This is a genomic window from Leclercia barmai (assembly GCF_049312895.1).
In the GTDB taxonomy this organism is placed as follows: Bacteria; Pseudomonadota; Gammaproteobacteria; order Enterobacterales; family Enterobacteriaceae; genus Enterobacter; species Enterobacter barmai.
On sequence record NZ_JBMNWZ010000001.1, the window covers coordinates 975,966 to 994,098 of the forward strand.

Here is an 18,133-nt window from a genome sequence, read left to right on the forward strand (position 1 = left end):
CAAATGGGGGCGGTGAATGCGTTTCTGGTAACATCTGGCAATCTATTTTGTAAAAATCTGAAAGTTTTTCAGCTGCCGAGCGCTGAAACGTGATAGCCGTCAAACAAAGATCCGCAGATTTATTTTACTCTGCGTAATAAATAAAGGGCGCTTAGATGTCCTGTCCACGGCACGGTTCTCCCCCCGGGCCAATGCGTGAAAACGTAAAAAAAGCACAAATACTCAGGAGCACTCTCAATTATGTTTAAGAATGCATTTGCTAACCTGCAGAAGGTCGGTAAATCGCTGATGCTGCCGGTATCCGTACTGCCTATCGCAGGTATCCTGCTGGGCGTCGGTTCTGCAAACTTCAGCTGGCTGCCAGCCGTAGTTTCCCACGTGATGGCCGAAGCAGGCGGTTCTGTTTTCGGTAACATGCCACTGATCTTCGCTATCGGCGTTGCGCTTGGCTTCACTAATAACGACGGCGTATCTGCGCTGGCCTCTGTTGTTGCCTACGGCATCATGGTTAAAACCATGGCTGTGGTTGCACCTCTGGTGCTGCACTTGCCACCGGAAGAGATCGCAGCAAAACACCTGGCTGACACCGGTGTTCTGGGCGGTATCATCTCGGGTGCTATTGCGGCGTATATGTTTAACCGCTTCTATCGCATCAAGCTCCCTGAGTATCTGGGCTTCTTTGCTGGTAAGCGTTTTGTTCCAATCATCTCTGGTCTGGCGGCGATCTTCACAGGTGTGATCCTCTCCTTCATCTGGCCACCGATTGGTTCCGCTATCCAGACCTTCTCTCAGTGGGCTGCTTACCAGAATCCGGTACTGGCATTCGGTATCTATGGCTTCATCGAGCGTTGCCTGGTGCCGTTTGGTCTGCACCATATCTGGAACGTTCCTTTCCAGATGCAGATCGGCGAATTCACCAACGCAGCGGGCCAGGTATTCCACGGCGATATCCCACGCTACATGGCAGGTGACCCAACTGCAGGCAAACTGTCTGGCGGCTTCCTGTTCAAAATGTACGGCCTGCCGGCTGCTGCGATTGCAATCTGGCACTCTGCTAAACCAGAGAACCGTGCAAAAGTGGGCGGTATCATGATCTCCGCAGCGCTGACCTCGTTCCTGACCGGTATCACCGAGCCGATCGAGTTCTCCTTCATGTTCGTTGCGCCGATCCTGTACATTATCCACGCGATTCTGGCTGGCCTGGCGTTCCCAATCTGTATCCTGCTGGGTATGCGTGACGGTACGTCCTTCTCACACGGTCTGATCGACTTCATCGTACTGTCCGGTAACAGCAGCAAACTGTGGCTGTTCCCAATCGTTGGTGCGGGCTACGCAGTGCTGTACTACACCATCTTCCGCGTGCTGATCAAAGCACTGGACCTGAAAACACCAGGTCGTGAAGATGCAACAGAAGACAGCAAAGCGGGTGCGACCAGCGAAATGGCTCCAGCACTGGTTGCAGCCTTCGGCGGTAAAGAGAACATCACTAACCTGGACGCATGTATCACTCGTCTGCGTGTTAGCGTCGCCGATGTCGCGAAAGTTGACCAGCCAGGTCTGAAAAAACTGGGCGCAGCTGGCGTAGTTGTTGCAGGTTCCGGTGTACAGGCTATCTTCGGTACTAAATCCGATAACCTGAAAACCGAAATGGATGAGTACATCCGCGGCAACTAAGTTGTGACCTGGGGAGACTAAGGCAGCCAAATGGCTGCCTTTTTTATTGCCTGAGATTTGGGAAATGACCGGCGGCGCTGCGCTTGCACGGGCCTACATATCCTGGGCCACAGGCAAACCGCGCGTACAAAAAAGGGAGCCTTCTGGCTCCCTTTGGTAACGGATGCTGTATCAGAACTGATAGCTTGCGGTCACGCTGACGTTACGCGGTTCGCCATAGACAATCGCGCCTTCAATATTCGTGTCGTAAGTCTTATCAAACAGGTTATTCACATTACCCTGCAGAGAGAAGTTCTTCGTGACCTGATAACGGGTGAAGAGGTCAACCAGCGCGTAGCTGCCCTGTGACGCTCGCCATGTGCCGTACGGCGTGTCCTGATAGGTATACACGCTGTTTTGCCAGTTAACGCCGCCACCTACGGTCAGCTCAGGCATGACCGGCAGACGATAGCTGGTAAACAGTTTCACCGTGGTACGCGGCAGCTGCGGGTTAACCGCCTTGCCCTGGTTATCTTCTGCAACGTAACGCGTCGCACCGAAGGTCATCTGCCAGTTATCCGTCAGCGCGCCGTTGATTTCAAACTCAACGCCTTTACTCACGGTACCGTCTACGCTCTCGTAAGCCGTATCCGTCGAGCCCTGAATGGTCCGGCCGGTGCTTTGTCCCAGATTATCCTGCTCAATGCGGAAGACGGAGAGGGTGGTCGTCAGACGGCTGTTCATCCAGTCGGATTTCAGACCCGCTTCGTAGTTATTACCGGTGATCGGGTCGAGATATTTGCCCGAGCTGTCGCGGTAGTTCTGCGGCTGGAAGATAGAGGTATAGCTGGCGTAGGCAGACCAGTTGTCGTTGATGTCGTAGACCAGACCCGCGTAAGGCGTGGTGTGGTTCTTCTCCATGCCGTAGGTCAGGGTGTCAATGCTCCAGTTGGTATAGCGCGCGCCGAGGATCAGGTGCAGCGGATCGGCCAGCGAGATACGGGTTGCCGCATACAGCGATTTCATGTTGGTGGTATCGTCCTGGGCGAGGGACTGCGATCCCCAGTTGGTTTCCGGGAAGTTACCGTCATAGTCGTAGAAACTGCCGAACTCATCCGGGAAGACGTTGGCCCAGGAGTTGGTGTAACGGTTAGTCTGACGGCTGAAGCTGCCGCCGATCATCACGGTGTGCTGACGACCTAACAGCTCGTAACCACCGTCAGCAAAGAGATCCACTGCATCCACTTTACGCTTGCCGCTGTTCCAGCCGGTACCGCCAATGTAGCCGTAATCCGGACCGTAGTTCACGTAAGGACCTTCCAGCATTCCGGTGCTCTTGTTGACATAGGCATCAAGGTACATCGCTTTACTGTCGAATTTCGCTTCGGTATGGGTCGCATTTAACGTGGCCTGCCAGTCGTCGGCAAAACGCTGCTTCAGCGTAAAGAAGACCTTATTGAACTCTTTGTCGTTGTAGGCCCAGTCTGGCGACGTGCTGTGTGCGCGATCGTAGTGTCTGACGCTGCCATCGGTGTTCCAGCGCGGTAAACCACCCCACGTCTGGTTGTTGATGTCGATACGCTGATATTCGTAGCCCGCCGACAGCGCGGTGCTGGTGCCCAGGTCGGCGTCAAGAATTCCGGAGAAGAAGGTCCGCTTCTGGTTGTAGTTGTCGAGCCAGGAGTCGCTGTCCTGATAACCCGCCACGATGCGGCCGCGCAGATTGCCGTCATCCGTCAGCGGGCTTTGCATGTCCATCACGTAGCGCTGTTTGTTCCAGCTACCGTATTCCGCAGACAGATTGGCCTTAAATTCGCGGCTGGTGGCATGCTTACGCACCATATTGATCGCCGCAGAGGGGTTGCCTGTTCCGGTCATCAGACCGTTGGCGCCGCGCACCACTTCAACCCGCTCAAACAGGGCAGTGTCAGACTGAGAATCACCCAGATTCCAGCGCGATTCGAAGTAGGTTGGGATGCCATCGACCATGTAGTTGTCGATTTCAAACCCACGGGAGTAGAAGTTGCTGCGATCGGAATCGGTGGTGCTTTTGCTGATCCCCATCGTGTTGTCCATCACGTCGCCCAGCGTCTGCAACTGCTGGTCTTCCATGCGCTGCTCGCTGACGATAGTGACCGACTGCGGAATGTCACGCTGGACCATCTGCATTTTGGTGCCGACGGTTGTGGTTTTTACGCTGTAGTCCTGGCTGTCATCGCCAGATGCATCGGACTGTGAGGTACCATCGACAATGACGGTTTCCTCTGAAGGAGCAGCAAAACTGGCGGTAGGCATCAATGCCATAGCAATGCAGGCTGCCAGCAACGAAGGTGTTGCGACAGACTGAGATTGCCCTTCCCTGGATTGAATGGTGAAAGACATCATCAAACCCTTAATGAACGGTGAATGGTGTGCATCAGTCTCTTAAGCGAGCTGAAATAGTTTTCTAGGTATTAATTGCGCATGAAAATGCAAATGCGAAATATACGCATTCGGTTTATCACTGTAAACAGATGTTGCGGTGGTAAGTGAAATAATGTTTCAGACGGAGCAGGGAAGAGATGGTCATTCAGCGAGCAGATCGGGACGAACCAGCAAAGAAATCGTGGGATAAGGTTGAAAGGACTGGAGAAAGTCGCTCATACTCTTGAGTCGTGTCACAAAATAATGCGCCTGTACCGGGCGGGTTGTCTCCGGTCACGTCGCCAGATTAAATGAATAAGGAAAACCTCATGGCTGAAGAAACCATTTTCAGTAAAATTATCCGCCGCGAGATCCCGGCAGATATCATCTATCAGGATGAACTGGTTACTGCTTTTCGCGACATTTCCCCGCAGGCGCCTACCCACATTCTTATTATCCCCAATATTCTGATTCCTACGGTAAATGACGTGAAAACTGAGCATGAACTGGCATTAGGCCGTATGCTGACAGTAGCAGCGAAAATCGCTGAGCAGGAAGGGATTGCCGAGGAGGGTTACCGTTTGATCATGAACTGCAACCGCCACGGTGGGCAGGAAGTTTATCACATTCATATGCATCTGCTGGGCGGACGTCCGCTGGGCCCGATGCTGGCGCATAAAGGTCTCTAAGATGCAAAGAGGATGGATGGCGGCTCTGGTCATGGCGACGGTGTTAGCGGGATGCAGCTCGCAACCCTCGATACCCGTCAATGACGATCAGACGCTGGTAATGGAGTCATCGGTGCTGGCTGCAGGGATCACCGCGGATCAGCCTTCGCTTACCACTAGCGAAATTCAACCGTCCGCCTCCTCTGTGCTGTTTAATGAAAGAGATGAGCCGGTTACCGTTCACTACCGCTTTTTCTGGTATGACAACCGTGGCCTGGAAATGCATCCACTGGAAGCGCCGCGCAGCGTAATTATTCCGGCAAAATCGTCGGTTAAGCTTTACGGCAGCGCAAACTACCTGGGTGCGCATAAGGTCAGACTTTATTTATATCTCTGAGGGGTGAATTTTGATTAATAACTTCAGTCGTTACGCGCTTGTCACGGCTTTTGCACTGTTCCTGTCGGGCTGTATTAGCCGCACTGAGCAACCACCGGCACCGGTGGAAGAAGTTAAACCGGGCGTTGAGCAGCCGGTTGAGCCAACCCAGCCAGTCCCAACCGTACCGACCGTGCCGTCAGTACCGGAGCAGCCAGGCCCGATCGAGCATCAGGAGCAGCCTGCTCAGCCCACACCGCGTGAACGTCACTACGACTGGAACGGGGCAATGCAACCGATGGTCGGCAAGATGCTACAGGCGCAGGGCGTGACAGCGGGCAGCGTGCTGCTGGTGGACAGCGTCAACAACCGCACTAACGGCAGCCTGAATGCGGGTGAAGCCACCGAAACGCTGCGTAATGCGCTGGCGAATAACGGGAAGTTCACGCTGGTATCCGCGCAGCAGCTTGCGGTGGCCAAACAGCAACTGGGCCTCTCTGCGCAGGACAGCCTGGGCTCGCGCAGCAAAGCTATCGGTATTGCCCGTAACGTGGGCGCCCAGTACGTGCTCTATTCCAGCGCGACCGGTAACGTTAACTCCCCGGCGCTGCAAATGCAGCTGATGCTGGTTCAGACAGGTGAAATTATCTGGTCGGGTAAAGGTGCAGTTCAGCAACAGTAACCTGACGCGCGACACGCTGCTGTCGCGCTTTTTCCCGCAGTATCGCATCATCGCGCCGCCAGCCCACGCCGGGTTGAGCGGCGCGAGCTGCATTATCGAACATGCAGGGCACCGTCTGGTGCTGCGCCAGTGCCATGCCGGGCTGGCAACGCCTGCCCATTTTCGCCGTCAGTACCATGCCCTGCGCCATCTTCCCGCCGACATTGCTCCTCAACCGCGTTTTTACAGTCCTGGCTGGATGGCGGTGGATTATCTGGCGGGCGATATCAAAACCACGTTGCCCGCCGCACCTGCGCTGGCCGCAATGCTGTATCATCTCCATCAACAGCCGACGTTCGGCTGGAGCATCACCCTGACGCCGCTGCTGGAACAGTACTGGCTACAGGCCTCGCCCTCCCGACGCACGCCGCTATGGCTGAGATGGCACAAGCGCCTGCTAAAACGAGGAGAGCCGCGCCCGCTGCGCCTGGCGCCGCTGCATATGGACGTTCATGCGGGTAATATCGTGCATACCGACCTCGGCAGTCGGCTGCTGGACTGGGAGTACGCCGGTGATGGTGACGTGGCGCTGGAGCTTGCCAGCGTCTGGACCGATGGTGACGCCGGGCGTCAGGCATTGCTCGCCGCCTATGCAGAGGCCGCACAGCTTGACCTGACGCAGCTGCAACGACAGGTGAAGCGCTGGCGCCCCTGGGTGCTGATGCTGATGGCGGGCTGGTTTGAGCTGCGCTGGCAGCAATCACAAAACAAACAATTTATAACCCTGGCCGATGAAGTCTGGCGCCAGTTAGCAACGAGAGAATAAGAGAGGTTCGTGTGGGTCCGGTCATGTTGGATGTGGAAGGTTATGAGCTGGATGCGGAGGAGCGCGAGATCCTGGCGCACCCGCTGGTGGGTGGCCTGATCCTGTTTACCCGTAATTATCACGATCCGGCGCAGCTGCGCGAGCTGGTTCGCCAGATCCGCGACGCTTCCCATCACCGGCTGGTGGTGGCGGTGGATCAGGAGGGGGGCCGCGTGCAGCGTTTCCGCGACGGCTTTACCCGTCTGCCGGCTGCCCAGTCCTTTGTGGCGCTGCTCGGCCTGGAAGAGGGCGGCAAGCTGGCGCAGGAGGCGGGCTGGCTGATGGCCAGCGAGATGATCGCCATGGATATTGATATCAGCTTCGCCCCGGTACTGGACGTGGGCCATATCAGCGCTGCCATCGGCGAGCGTTCTTACCATGATGAACCGCAGAAGGCGCTGCAGGTGGCGACCCGCTTTATCGACGGAATGCATGAAGCGGGGATGAAAACCACGGGTAAACACTTCCCGGGACATGGTGCCGTCACGGCGGATTCCCATAAAGAGACTCCGCGCGATCCACGGCCACAGGCGGAGATCCGCGCCCGGGATATGTCGATTTTCAAATCGCTTATCAGCGACAACAAGCTCGACGCCATCATGCCTGCGCATGTGATCTACCCCGATGTCGATCCCCGTCCGGCCAGCGGCTCGCCGCACTGGCTCAAAACCGTTCTGCGTCAGGAGCTGGGTTTCAACGGGGTGATTTTTTCCGACGATCTGTCGATGGAAGGGGCGGCGATCATGGGCAGCTACGCTGAACGGGGTCAGGCATCGCTGGACGCGGGTTGCGATATGATCCTGGTCTGCAATAATCGTAAAGGCGCAGTGAGCGTGTTGGATAACCTGTCGCCGATCAAGGCTGAACGTGTTACACAATTGTATCATAAAGGTTCTTTTAGCCGTCAGGAGCTGCGGGATTCCGCACGCTGGAAAACCGTGAACGCGCAGTTACAGGCGCTTCATGAGCGCTGGGAAGCGCATAAAGCGGGGCAGTAATCCCTCCTGACAAGCGTAGTGTGGCGAGGATACGATGATCATCTATTTGCACGGTTTTGATTCGAACAGTCCCGGTAATCACGAGAAAGTACTGCAGCTGCAGTTTATCGATCCGGATGTGCGTCTGATTAGCTACAGCACGCGCCATCCGAAGCATGATATGCAGCATCTGCTGAAAGAAGTGGACAAAATGCTGCAGCTGAACGTTGACGACCGTCCGTTGATTTGTGGCGTCGGCCTGGGAGGGTACTGGGCTGAGCGCATTGGGTTCCTGTGTGATATTCGCCAGGTGGTGTTCAATCCTAACCTGTTCCCGAACGAGAACATGGAAGGCAAAATCGACAGGCCGGAAGAGTATGTTGATATCGCCACCAAGTGCGTGAGCAATTTTCGTGAGAAAAACCGCGATCGCTGTCTGGTGATCCTCTCCCGCAACGATGAGGCGCTGAACAGCCCGCGCGCCGCGGAGCTGTTGCACCACTATTACGAAATTGTCTGGGATGAAGAGCAGACGCACAAGTTCAAGAATATTGCCCCCCATCTGCAGCGTATCAAAGCGTTCAAGACCTTAGGATAAGGCTCATTTTTCCAACTAAGCCCGGCCACTTTCGTGAGCCGGGCTTTCTTTTTGCTAAGCTTGGGTGAATTTTAAGCGGCAAAACTTGATGCACATCAATTTTGGTATGACCAATGCACCGAACATGTTATTCTCATGACGCTTGAATGGTTTCAGTGCTGTAACCTGTTGTTAATTAAAGGTTATTTTAATAACTTTTAGTTAACAATTGGTTAATAATTTAGGGGGTCACGTTGACTACACCATTGAAAAAGATAGTGATTGTGGGCGGCGGCGCAGGCGGGCTGGAGCTGGCTACGCAGCTGGGTAAGAAGCTCGGCCGCGGTAAAAAAGCCAAAGTTACGCTCGTCGATCGCAACCACAGCCACCTGTGGAAACCGCTGCTGCACGAAGTCGCCACCGGTTCTCTGGATGAGGGCGTGGACGCGCTGAGCTATCTGGCGCATGCGCGCAACCACGGGTTCCAGTTCCAGCTGGGTTCAGTGGTCGATATCAACCGTGAAAGCAAAACTATTACGCTGGCAGAGCTGCGTGACGAGAAGGGCGAGCTGCTGGTGCCGGAGCGCAAGCTGGCGTATGACACGCTGGTGATGGCGCTGGGCAGCACCTCCAACGACTTCAACACCCCGGGCGTAAAAGAGAACTGCATCTTCCTCGACAACCCGCATCAGGCGCGTCGTTTCCATCAGGAAATGCTGAACCTGTTCCTGAAATATTCCAATAACCTCGGCGCAAGCGGCAAGGTAAATATTGCTATTGTCGGCGGTGGCGCGACGGGCGTTGAGCTCTCTGCGGAGTTGCACAATGCGGTGAAACAGCTGCACAGCTACGGCTATAAAGGCTTAACCAACGACGCGCTGAACGTGACGCTGGTGGAAGCGGGCGAACGTATTCTGCCTGCGCTGCCGCCGCGTATCTCCGGCGCTGCACATAGCGAACTGACCAAGCTGGGCGTGCGTGTTCTGACCCAGACAATGGTGACCAGTGCCGATGAGCACGGCCTGAACACCAAAGACGGCGAGCACATCAAAGCCGATCTGATGGTCTGGGCGGCAGGGATCAAAGCGCCTGATTTCATGAAAGAGATCGGCGGCCTTGAAACCAACCGCATCAACCAGCTGGTGGTTGAGCCAACGCTGCAAACCACCCGCGATCCGGACATCTACGCCATTGGCGACTGCGCTTCCTGCGCCCGCCCGGAAGGTGGATTCGTACCACCGCGCGCTCAGGCTGCTCACCAGATGGCAAGCCTGGCGCTGCACAACATCCTGGCCCAGGCGAAGGGCAAAACCCTGAAGAGCTATGTCTATAAAGATCACGGTTCCCTGGTTTCGCTTTCGAACTTCTCCACCGTGGGCAGCCTGATGGGTAACCTGATGCGCGGTTCAATGATGGTCGAGGGGCGCATTGCCCGCTTCGTCTACATCTCCCTGTACCGTATGCACCAGGTTGCGCTGCACGGTTACTTCAAAACCGGGCTGATGATGGTGGTTGGCAGCATCAACCGCGTGATCCGTCCGCGACTGAAACTGCACTGAGTTCTAAGCCCCTCCGCATCCGCGGTGGGGCTTTTTTAGCATATCGTTCTGCAAAACGCCCTCTCAGGGTCTAAGAGTCCTCCTAAACCAGCCAGTTTTGCGCTTGTCGCCGCATTTTTAATCCTTTCTCTGATTTGCCTGCGTACACCTTTCGTTGCAAAATTGTTACTAATAGCAATAAAAAGGAGAACGTCACATGAATAAATCCATGGTGGCAGGTATAGGGATTGGCGTGGTTGCCGCATTAGGTGTGGCGGCCGTTGCCAGTCTTAATGTTTTTGATCGTGGCCCACAATATGCGCAGGTGGTTTCGGCTACACCTATCAAAGAGACGGTAAAAACACCGCGCCAGGAGTGCCGCAACGTGACCGTAACGCATCGCCGCCCTGTGCAGGATGAAAACCGTATCGCCGGTTCCGTTCTTGGCGCGGTAGCAGGCGGGGTGATTGGTCACCAGTTTGGTGGCGGCCGCGGTAAAGATGTCGCAACGGTAGTGGGTGCCTTAGGTGGTGGTTACGCCGGGAATCAGGCGCAGGGTGCCCTGCAGGAGCGCGATACCTACACCACGACCCAACAGCGTTGTAAGACGGTCTATGACAAATCAGAGAAAATGCTCGGCTATGATGTGACCTATAAAATTGGCGATCAGCAGGGCAAGATCCGTATGGATAAAGATCCCGGCACCCAGATCCCGCTTAACGGCGACGGTCAGCTGGTACTGAATAACAAAGCATAAAAAAATCTGTTCTCTGCATTTAGCTCCCCATTCGCTCAGGCTGGGGAGCTTTTTTTGCGCAAAAAAAAGACCTTAACACCTGCGCCGGTTGCGCGATGACTAAGGTCTTTCTCAGGGATACAGCAGGGTAAGAGTGGTTAGAGGTCGAATTCGTGATACTGGCGTAGCAGCAAAAATCCCGTTATCAGTACGGAAAGAAAAGCAAATAAAACTGACCCACCACATAAAACCCAGAGACCGAATAACAATGTAATTACTATTAACACCTTGAATAAAGGTAATAGCAAAATCATTTATATTCTCCTTCTGAATGTGTATAGCCAGAACTTCTCCGCCACAACTCATGCGCCTAATCATTAGCACATCAATAATCACACAATAAAGAATAGCAAACAGCAGAGCTAGGGGAGTAATTTTTGCCAGGCTTTGAGAAAGTATAGTTGAGAGGAGGGGATCAGGGCGGCAGGCCGCCCTGACGATCAGGCTTTCAGAAGTTCGGGCCACAGACGCAAGGTAATTTGCGTTATGGTCAGCAATTTTTCCAGGCTGGCGCCTTCCCGGGCGCTGATGGACATACCCTGTAAAACGCAGTTGAGATATTGGGCAAGTTTATGGGGATCGCTCTGGGCCGGGATCTCATCGCGCTGCTGACGCTGCTGTAAAAACCGGCACAGCGTCTCTTCCTGCATGGCATGGCGTGATTTCACCGTGTGCGCAATCTCTTCCGAAGAGGCCGCAAGCGTCGCCGAGGTATTAATCATAAAGCAGCCCGCAGGCGTATCTTTGCTGGTAAAGCAGGTCGCCACTGCGGTGAAGTAGTCTTCCAGCGCCTGTTCGACGCGCTTCTCTTCGCAGAACAGCTGCGCTTCATGGCGTGCGGCGAAGCGGCTGATATAGCGATCCAGCACCGCGCGGAACAGCCCCTCTTTATTGGTAAATTCTGCATACAGCGTAGGCGCTTTCGCCCCCGTCGCGGCAACCAGGTCTGCCAGCGATGTGGCTTCATACCCATGCTGCCAGAACAGCGTCATGGCCTTATCCAGCGCCGCTTCCCTGTCGAACACTTTTGGTCGGCCACGGCTTTTCTTTTCGCAACGCGTGTCATCGGTTGTCATAGCCGTTGTACCTCTGTTGGTTTGTTGAACGACCATTATAAAAATAATCCCTTTCTGCGACCAGCGCTGAATGGATAAAAATTTATTCATCCTATCAATATGAATTTAAAAGCTTTTAAAATTATTTTAATGATCGTTATAAAAATTAATTGACGTGTGACGCAGATCACATCTATCATTTTGTTATCGATCGTTAAGTTAATGCTTGCGACATCCCTTCACTTGCAAAAGGTCTTTATCATGAAAAACGTAAAAACACTGATCGCCGCCGCCGTACTTAGCTCACTCTCATTTGCCAGCTTTGCAGCCGTTCAGGTGCAGTCTACCCCTGCCGATCAACAAAAAGTGGGCACTATCGCCGCGACGGGTGGGACTAACCTGGATTCACTGGAAAGCCAGTTAGCGCAAAAAGCGGATGAAATGGGTGCAAAATCTTACCGTATCACTTCCGTTACCGGCCCGAACACCCTGCACGGTACTGCGGTGATCTACAAATAAGCATGGCTTAACCCTCATTAATGCCACTGCGAAAAAAAACGCTCTGCCTGTGCAGAGCGTTTTTTGTTTGTGCAGTTTACATCGACTGGGTTACAGGATGTGGCGTCACGTCCACCGGCATACCCGAACGCGCTTCCATGGCGCGCTCCATCACCACCTCGTCAGCGCTGGCCTTAAAACCCTGCTGGGCGGCATTGAGGATAATCGGCAGGGTTTGCGGATCGTCATTCAGCTGCTTCGACAGCGGCTGGTGTACCTCCACCAGACGCACGCCGCCTGGCTCTTCCGACACCTTGATCGGCGTATTCATGATATTCACTTTAGTGCCGGGCTGGATGACACGGAACAGCGTCTCGATGTCATTGTCCCGCAGGCGAATACAGCCGGAACTCACGCGCATGCCGATGCCAAAATCGGCATTGGTGCCATGCAGCAGATACACCCCACCGTAGGCCGCGAGGCGAATGGCGTGATGTCCCATCGGGTTTTCCGGCCCAGCGGGCACCACCGCAGGCAGATCGATACCCTGGGCTTTATAGCGGGCGCGGATGTTGGCGGTTGGGGTCCAGGTCGGATTGGCGCGTTTGTCCGACACCGTAGTCACCATCGTTGGCGTCAGGGTATCGCCCCCCAGCTGACCAATGCCGATGGGGTAAACCGTGACCTCATTTTTACCCGGCGGGTAATAGTAGAGCCGCAGCTCGGCCAGGTTGATCACAATTCCTTCCCGCGGCGCGTCGGGGAGCAGGGTTTGCAGCGGGATAGTCAGCACGCTGCCCGCGCGGGGAACGTAGGGGTCAACGCCCGGATTTGCCTGCAACAGGGCCAGGAAACCGACGTTATATTTTTTGGCAATGGCTTCCAGCGAGCCACCATCGTTCTCGACCACATGAAAACGATTTTCGCCCACCAGCCGACTGCCCGCCGGGGGCAAGGGCCAGGTATTGGCCCGGGCGGGCAGGGCAAGCGCCAGGGTCGCGAGGAGCGCAACCAAGGGTATCCAACGGGTAAAACGCGACGTTTTTTTCATCACCAGAATCCATAGCAATAAAGATTATTATTATCTGAACGTTAATCGATAATTATGGCGAATGAGTGTGTCGGGAAGTCCAGGTGGATTGCAAAGAGTTGTAAATTGCGCGGGGGAAATCATGCCGGGCGATATCAACATCGCCCGGCACGGGGTCAGGCTACGGCGTTCTCTTCCAACTGACGCATAAAGTTGCACACCCACTCCATGCGGGTTTTGCGCTCCGCCAGATCCTGGGTGAACTTCAGGCGCGTCGGGCCATCAAGCCGGTAGTGCTGGGGCTGTTTCTGCAGCAGGCCGATCAGCCACATCGGATCGACATGGTTCTTCTCGGCAAACTCAATCATGCCGCCTTTTTCATTCCCTTCCAGCTTGCGGATCCCCAGTTTCTGCGCCTGCTGGCGTAACCGGGCGATATCCAGCAGGTTACGCGCTGCATCCGGCAGCAGGCCAAAGCGGTCGATCAGCTCTACCTTAATTTCGTCGAGACCGGCCTCGTCTTTGGCGCTGGCAATACGCTTGTAGAACGACAGGCGGGTGTTGACGTCCGGGATAAAATCATCCGGCAGCAGGGCTGGCATGCGCAGCTCCACTTCCGTTTGCTGGCTGGTGAGATCTTCCAGCGACGGCTCGCGCCCTGCCTTCAGCGCATCGACGGCGTTTTCCAGCAACTCCATATAGAGCGAGAAGCCGATGGTCTCCATCGAGCCGCTCTGATCTTCCCCGAGCAGCTCACCCGCCCCGCGGATCTCCAGGTCGTGGGTGGCCAGCGCAAAACCGGCACCCAGATCTTCCAGCGAGGCGATAGCTTCCAGGCGCTTCTGCGCATCGGTGGTCATCGCTTTCGGGTGCGGGGTCATCAGCCAGGCATAGGCCTGATGGTGCGAGCGCCCGACGCGACCGCGCAGCTGGTGGAGCTGCGCCAGGCCGAAGTGATCTGCCCGCTCGATGATGATGGTGTTGGCGGTAGGAATATCGATACCGGTTTCAATGATCGTGGTACACACCAGCACGTTAAAACGCTGGTGGTGGAAGTCGTTCATCACCCGCTCCAGCTCGCGCTCGCGCATCTGGCCGTGGCCGATGGCGATACGCGCTTCCGGCACCAGCTCCGCCAGCCGGTCGGCCGCTTTCTGGATATTCTCCACATCGTTATAGAGATAGTAGACCTGGCCGCCGCGCAGCACTTCACGAAGGATCGCCTCACGCACCACCAGATTGTCGTATTCGCGGACAAAGGTTTTCACCGCCAGACGACGGGCAGGCGGGGTGGCGATAATCGACAGATCGCGCATGCCGCTCATCGCCATGTTCAGCGTACGCGGGATCGGCGTGGCGGTGAGGGTCAGAATGTCCACGTCGGCACGCATCGCTTTGATGCGCTCCTTGTGGCGAACGCCGAAGCGGTGCTCCTCATCGACAATCAATAGCCCCAGATCTTTCCACTTCACGTCGCTCTGCAGCAGCTTATGGGTGCCGATCAGAATGTCGATCTTGCCTTCGCTTGCCTGCTCCAGGATCTGCGCCTGCTCTTTGGCGCTGCGAAAACGCGACATCATCTCGATGCGCACCGGCCAGTTGGCAAAGCGGTCGCGGAAGTTATCGTAGTGCTGCTGCGCCAGCAGGGTGGTCGGAACCAGCACCGCCACCTGCTTGTTGTTCTCCACCGCCAGGAAGGTGGCGCGCATCGCCACTTCGGTTTTACCAAAGCCCACGTCGCCGCAGACCAGCCGGTCCATCGCCAGCGGCTGACACATGTCGCTGAGGACGGCGTTAATGGCCTGGGCCTGATCCGGGGTGGTTTCAAACGGGAAGCTGTCGCAGAACAGCTGGTACTGCTCTTTATCGTGCTTGAAGGCATAGCCCGCTTTCGCCGCACGCTGGGCGTAGATATCCAGCAGCTCCGCCGCCACGTCGCGCACTTTTTCCGCCGCTTTCTGCCGTGCTCTGGCCCAGGCGTCACCGCCGAGCTTATGCAGCGGCGCGTTCTCTTCCGCACCGCCCGCGTAGCGGCTGATCAGATGCAGGGAGGAGACCGGCACGTAGAGTTTGGCGTCGTTAGCGTACATCAGCATCAGGTATTCGCCCTTGATGCCACCGGCCTCCAGGGTCGTCATCCCCGCGTAACGGCCTACGCCATGCTCCAGATGGACAATCGGCTGGCCGGTATGCAGCTCCGCCAGGTTGCGGATCAGCGTGTCGGGATTGATGGTGCGACGACTGTCCTGCCGACGGCGCGCCACGCGCTCACCCAGCAGATCGCTTTCGCAGATCAGCGCCAGATTATTGATGGTATCAATAAACCCATGTTCGGCGGCACCGATCATCAGGTAGCGCCCGGTCCCGCTGGCTTCGTCCAGACGCAGGATCCGTTTCGGAGCCACCTTGATGCGGCCGAGCAGTTCGCCCAGCGCCTCACGACGGCCTTCGCTCTCCACAGAGAAGATCACCGGCCCGGTAAAGGATTCGAGAAATTTACGCAGGTTATCCAGCGGCGATTTATTCTGCGCCTGCACCGCGAGGTCCGGCAGCGGCTGATAGGCGAGGTTGGTGTTGGCGGCTTTATCCGGCAGGCTTTCGGTTTTGAGCTGCACGCGCGGCCAGCGTTTCAGCTCGCTGAACAGTTCGTCAGTGCGCAGCCACAGCAGCTCGGGCTCCAGCAGCGGACGCATCGGATCGACACCGCGATTCTCAAAACGGGCGCGGGTTTCACTCTCAAAGCGGTTGGCGCTGGCCTCCAGATCGCCGGTGTTCAGCACCAGGGTATTCGCCGGGAAATAGCTGAACAGGGGAGGCAGCGGCTCGCTGAAGAACAGCGGCTGCCAGTATTCGATCCCCGACGGCAGGGTGCCTTTGCTCACCTGCTGGTAGATATGCTCGGCGTCACGCTTGACGTCAAACTTATCGCGCCACTGGCTGCGGAACAGCTCGATGGCGGTTTTGTCGGTGGGGAATTCATGGGCCGGCAGCAGGTTGATGGATTCCACTTCCTCCAGCGTGCGCTGGGTGTCGGCATCAAACAGGCGCAGGCTGTCGATTTCGTCATCGAAAAAGTCCAGACGATAAGGCTGTGCGCTGCCCATCGGGAAGAGGTCAAGCAGCGCGCCGCGGGTGGCGTACTCCCCATGCTCCATCACCTGATCGACATGGCGATAGCCGGCGCTGTCGAGCTGCACGCGCAGGCCATCCCTTGAGAGGCGCTGGCCTTTTTTCATCACCAGGGCGTGACCGTGCAGATAGCTGTGCGGGCAGACGCGCTGCATCAACGTATTAACCGGCACAATCAGCACGCCGCGCTGCATGGTGGGCAGCTGATACAGCGTGGAGAGGCGCGAGGAGATGATCTCCTGGTGCGGCGAGAAGCTGTCGTAAGGCAGCGTCTCCCAGTCGGCAAGGCTGGTGACCAGCTGATCGGTGAACTGGCGGATCTCATCATGCAGACGCAGGGCGTTTTGCATGTCAGGCGCGACCAGCACCACCGGCCCCTGATGACGCTCTGCAATTTCCGCAACCAGCGTGGCGCAGGCAGCCCCGGTCAGTTCACCCAACTGGCGTTGGTCGCCCGCTTTGCCGGGCAGGGAAAAACGATTTTGTTCAGGCATGGCTTTGTCAGGATCTCTTATGGGCATATCACTGATACACAATGTCTTTATTATCCTTGATCGTTTTACATTAGCAAACCGTAACCGCACACAGGGTGAAGACGCCCCCTGAGGGGCGTTAGCGCGCGGCCTGAACCGGCGTCAGGCGGGCAGGCGGGGTAAAGAAGAAATCCCCTGTCAGCGCAGTGGAGAGTTTGCGGGCAGCCAGGCCCACCAGCGTGCAGAGCAGCAGGCTGGCAAACGGGTAGAACAGCACCAGGGTCAGCTCTGCCCATACCGGCCACGCGCCGCCATTCAGCTCGTGAATCAAAAACAGGCTCATCCCTTCGATAAGAATGCGGTGGGTGGTGTAAATCGCAATGGTGTTCGAGCCAATCACGTTCAGCAGATTGTCAGGCCCGACGGCGAAGCGCTGCTCAAGGCGCGAGAACAGGGTCATGATCAGTAAAATAGAGAGCAGCGACAGCGGCAGGGGCACGTTCGCGAACCACAGCACGACGGAGACCACCGCAAAAGCCGCCACCGCCAGCCAGTCGCGTCGCCACACCCTGGCCTGCATCCAGGTCATCAGCTGCACGCCGTACCAGGCTCCCAGGCTGTAATAGATCATATTGCGCACCACGCTGTTCATCCCCCACCACGGCAGCGGCATAAAGTTAATGGCGATGCTCGCCAGGGCCAGCAGCCCGACCAGCGGCACTTTCCAGCGGCTCAGCAGCTTGCAAAGGGTGAAATAGACCACCAGGGCATAGAGATACCACAGGCTGGTGCTGGCGGTGAGCATACCGGTGATAAAGCCGGTCAGCGAGTCGGCGTAGGCGGCGTTTGAGGTGGTGTTAAGCTCGCGCTCCGGTGCCAGCCAGGCGTTGAGGTGGGTCAGCGCCTGCCACTGCAACACGCCCCACAGCATCAGAACCCAGACAATGCTCCAGAGCCGCTTATCGAGGCTGTTTTTCCAGTCCACCTCGTCGATATAGCGGCGGATCAGATAGCCTGAAATAAAGAAGAACACCGGCATGCGAAACGGGGCGAGATAGAGATTGAAATAGACCCAGCATTTGGCAAGCAGCGCCGACAGCGGCGAGTGCAGCGCGTTCAGATGGGGATAAAAGGTGATGACCGAGTGGTAGATCACCACCAGGCAGATGCAGAGCCCCTTTATCTGGTTAATCCATAGTGTTTTTTGTTTCATCGCTTACCGGGTCCTGTTGTTACCTTGTTCGAACGGGTAAGTGTGTTGGGCGGCGGGCAGGATGTAATGGGTAAGAGTCTGTATCCGTACGATTTTCAGAAAAGCTGCAAACAACCCCGGGCGTCAGGCTTGCGGGCAGATGCGGTTATTACGCTGATTTATCGTGCTTTTTCAGACAACCGGTAAGCAAAGCTTAGGGTTTCAGTCATTTACCCTTTGCG

Annotated in this window: 15 protein-coding genes; 10 read left to right on the forward strand and 5 right to left on the reverse strand. The window is 56.1% G+C overall.

The features are described 5' to 3' along the window. Positions 1-240: 240 nt before the first annotated feature. The gene (gene ptsG, locus ACOYA6_RS04525) at positions 241-1,674 is read left to right on the forward strand and encodes a PTS glucose transporter subunit IIBC (protein ID WP_039028937.1); all 1,434 of its coding nucleotides are present in this window, start codon (positions 241-243) and stop codon (positions 1,672-1,674) included. 171 nt (positions 1,675-1,845) lie between these two features. Here ptsG and fhuE read toward each other — a convergent pair whose 3' ends face one another. Then, entirely contained in the window at positions 1,846-4,035 is a 2,190-nt protein-coding gene (fhuE, locus tag ACOYA6_RS04530) for a ferric-rhodotorulic acid/ferric-coprogen receptor FhuE (RefSeq protein WP_039028938.1), read from the reverse strand. 350 nt (positions 4,036-4,385) lie between these two features. On the opposite strand from fhuE, the gene hinT reads away from it, so the two are divergent. From hinT to ACOYA6_RS04570, 8 genes are all read left to right on the forward strand, one after another. After that, the gene (gene hinT, locus ACOYA6_RS04535; protein ID WP_138368681.1) at positions 4,386-4,745 is read left to right on the forward strand and encodes a purine nucleoside phosphoramidase; all 360 of its coding nucleotides are present in this window, start codon (positions 4,386-4,388) and stop codon (positions 4,743-4,745) included. 1 nt (position 4,746) lies between these two features. After that, a complete protein-coding gene (locus tag ACOYA6_RS04540) occupies positions 4,747-5,121 on the forward strand; it encodes a YcfL family putative periplasmic lipoprotein (protein ID WP_138368682.1) in 375 nt (124 codons plus the stop codon). A 10-nt stretch (positions 5,122-5,131) separates the two neighbouring features. After that, positions 5,132-5,782, forward strand: coding sequence for a penicillin-binding protein activator LpoB (gene lpoB, locus ACOYA6_RS04545; RefSeq protein WP_255296447.1), 651 nt, complete (start codon positions 5,132-5,134; stop codon positions 5,780-5,782). Continuing rightward, a complete protein-coding gene (gene thiK, locus ACOYA6_RS04550) occupies positions 5,763-6,587 on the forward strand; it encodes a thiamine kinase (protein WP_139565464.1) in 825 nt (274 codons plus the stop codon). Before lpoB ends, thiK begins: the two co-directional genes overlap by 20 nt. 11 nt (positions 6,588-6,598) lie before the next feature. Then, positions 6,599-7,624, forward strand: coding sequence for a beta-N-acetylhexosaminidase (nagZ, locus tag ACOYA6_RS04555; RefSeq protein WP_139564769.1), 1,026 nt, complete (start codon positions 6,599-6,601; stop codon positions 7,622-7,624). Positions 7,625-7,658: 34 nt separating this feature from the next. Next, a complete protein-coding gene (gene ycfP / locus ACOYA6_RS04560; RefSeq protein WP_032617568.1) occupies positions 7,659-8,201 on the forward strand; it encodes an alpha/beta hydrolase YcfP in 543 nt (180 codons plus the stop codon). Positions 8,202-8,434: 233 nt separating this feature from the next. Further along, entirely contained in the window at positions 8,435-9,739 is a 1,305-nt protein-coding gene (locus tag ACOYA6_RS04565) for an NAD(P)/FAD-dependent oxidoreductase (RefSeq protein WP_039028944.1), read from the forward strand. 196 nt (positions 9,740-9,935) lie between these two features. Then, on the forward strand, positions 9,936-10,475 hold the full coding sequence (locus ACOYA6_RS04570) for a glycine zipper 2TM domain-containing protein (protein ID WP_039028945.1): 540 nt from the start codon (positions 9,936-9,938) through the stop codon (positions 10,473-10,475). Between the two features lie 479 nt (positions 10,476-10,954). Here the strand turns inward: ACOYA6_RS04570 and ACOYA6_RS04575 are convergent, their stop codons facing one another. Beyond that, a complete protein-coding gene (locus tag ACOYA6_RS04575; RefSeq protein WP_139564770.1) occupies positions 10,955-11,590 on the reverse strand; it encodes a TetR/AcrR family transcriptional regulator in 636 nt (211 codons plus the stop codon). Between the two features lie 240 nt (positions 11,591-11,830). Here ACOYA6_RS04575 and bhsA point away from each other — a divergent pair, with 240 nt between their 5' ends. Beyond that, complete coding sequence (bhsA, locus tag ACOYA6_RS04580) at positions 11,831-12,088, forward strand: multiple stress resistance protein BhsA (protein WP_139564771.1); 258 nt, start codon at positions 11,831-11,833, stop codon at positions 12,086-12,088. Between the two features lie 76 nt (positions 12,089-12,164). On the opposite strand, the gene ldtC is transcribed toward bhsA, so the two are convergent. The 3 genes from ldtC to ACOYA6_RS04595 form a co-directional block, all read right to left on the reverse strand. Then, entirely contained in the window at positions 12,165-13,118 is a 954-nt protein-coding gene (gene ldtC / locus ACOYA6_RS04585; protein ID WP_039028948.1) for a L,D-transpeptidase LdtC, read from the reverse strand. A gap of 155 nt (positions 13,119-13,273) precedes the next feature. Then, on the reverse strand, positions 13,274-16,720 hold the full coding sequence (mfd, locus tag ACOYA6_RS04590) for a transcription-repair coupling factor (RefSeq protein WP_138368686.1): 3,447 nt from the start codon (positions 16,718-16,720) through the stop codon (positions 13,274-13,276). A gap of 118 nt (positions 16,721-16,838) precedes the next feature. After that, positions 16,839-17,912, reverse strand: a complete 1,074-nt coding sequence (locus tag ACOYA6_RS04595) for an acyltransferase family protein (protein ID WP_422654120.1) — start codon at positions 17,910-17,912, stop codon at positions 16,839-16,841. Positions 17,913-18,133 lie beyond the last annotated feature (221 nt).

Coding starts and splice junctions, on each gene's coding strand:
- hinT (WP_138368681.1), top strand. CDS start 4,386: ATGGCTGAAGAAACCATTTTCAGTAAAATTATCCGCCGCGAGATCCCG.
- mfd (WP_138368686.1), bottom strand. CDS start 16,720: ATGCCTGAACAAAATCGTTTTTCCCTGCCCGGCAAAGCGGGCGACCAA.
- ycfP (WP_032617568.1), top strand. CDS start 7,659: ATGATCATCTATTTGCACGGTTTTGATTCGAACAGTCCCGGTAATCAC.
- ptsG (WP_039028937.1), top strand. CDS start 241: ATGTTTAAGAATGCATTTGCTAACCTGCAGAAGGTCGGTAAATCGCTG.
- ACOYA6_RS04540 (WP_138368682.1), top strand. CDS start 4,747: ATGCAAAGAGGATGGATGGCGGCTCTGGTCATGGCGACGGTGTTAGCG.
- ldtC (WP_039028948.1), bottom strand. CDS start 13,118: ATGAAAAAAACGTCGCGTTTTACCCGTTGGATACCCTTGGTTGCGCTC.
- ACOYA6_RS04570 (WP_039028945.1), top strand. CDS start 9,936: ATGAATAAATCCATGGTGGCAGGTATAGGGATTGGCGTGGTTGCCGCA.
- ACOYA6_RS04595 (WP_422654120.1), bottom strand. CDS start 17,912: ATGAAACAAAAAACACTATGGATTAACCAGATAAAGGGGCTCTGCATC.
- fhuE (WP_039028938.1), bottom strand. CDS start 4,035: ATGTCTTTCACCATTCAATCCAGGGAAGGGCAATCTCAGTCTGTCGCA.
- ACOYA6_RS04575 (WP_139564770.1), bottom strand. CDS start 11,590: ATGACAACCGATGACACGCGTTGCGAAAAGAAAAGCCGTGGCCGACCA.
- bhsA (WP_139564771.1), top strand. CDS start 11,831: ATGAAAAACGTAAAAACACTGATCGCCGCCGCCGTACTTAGCTCACTC.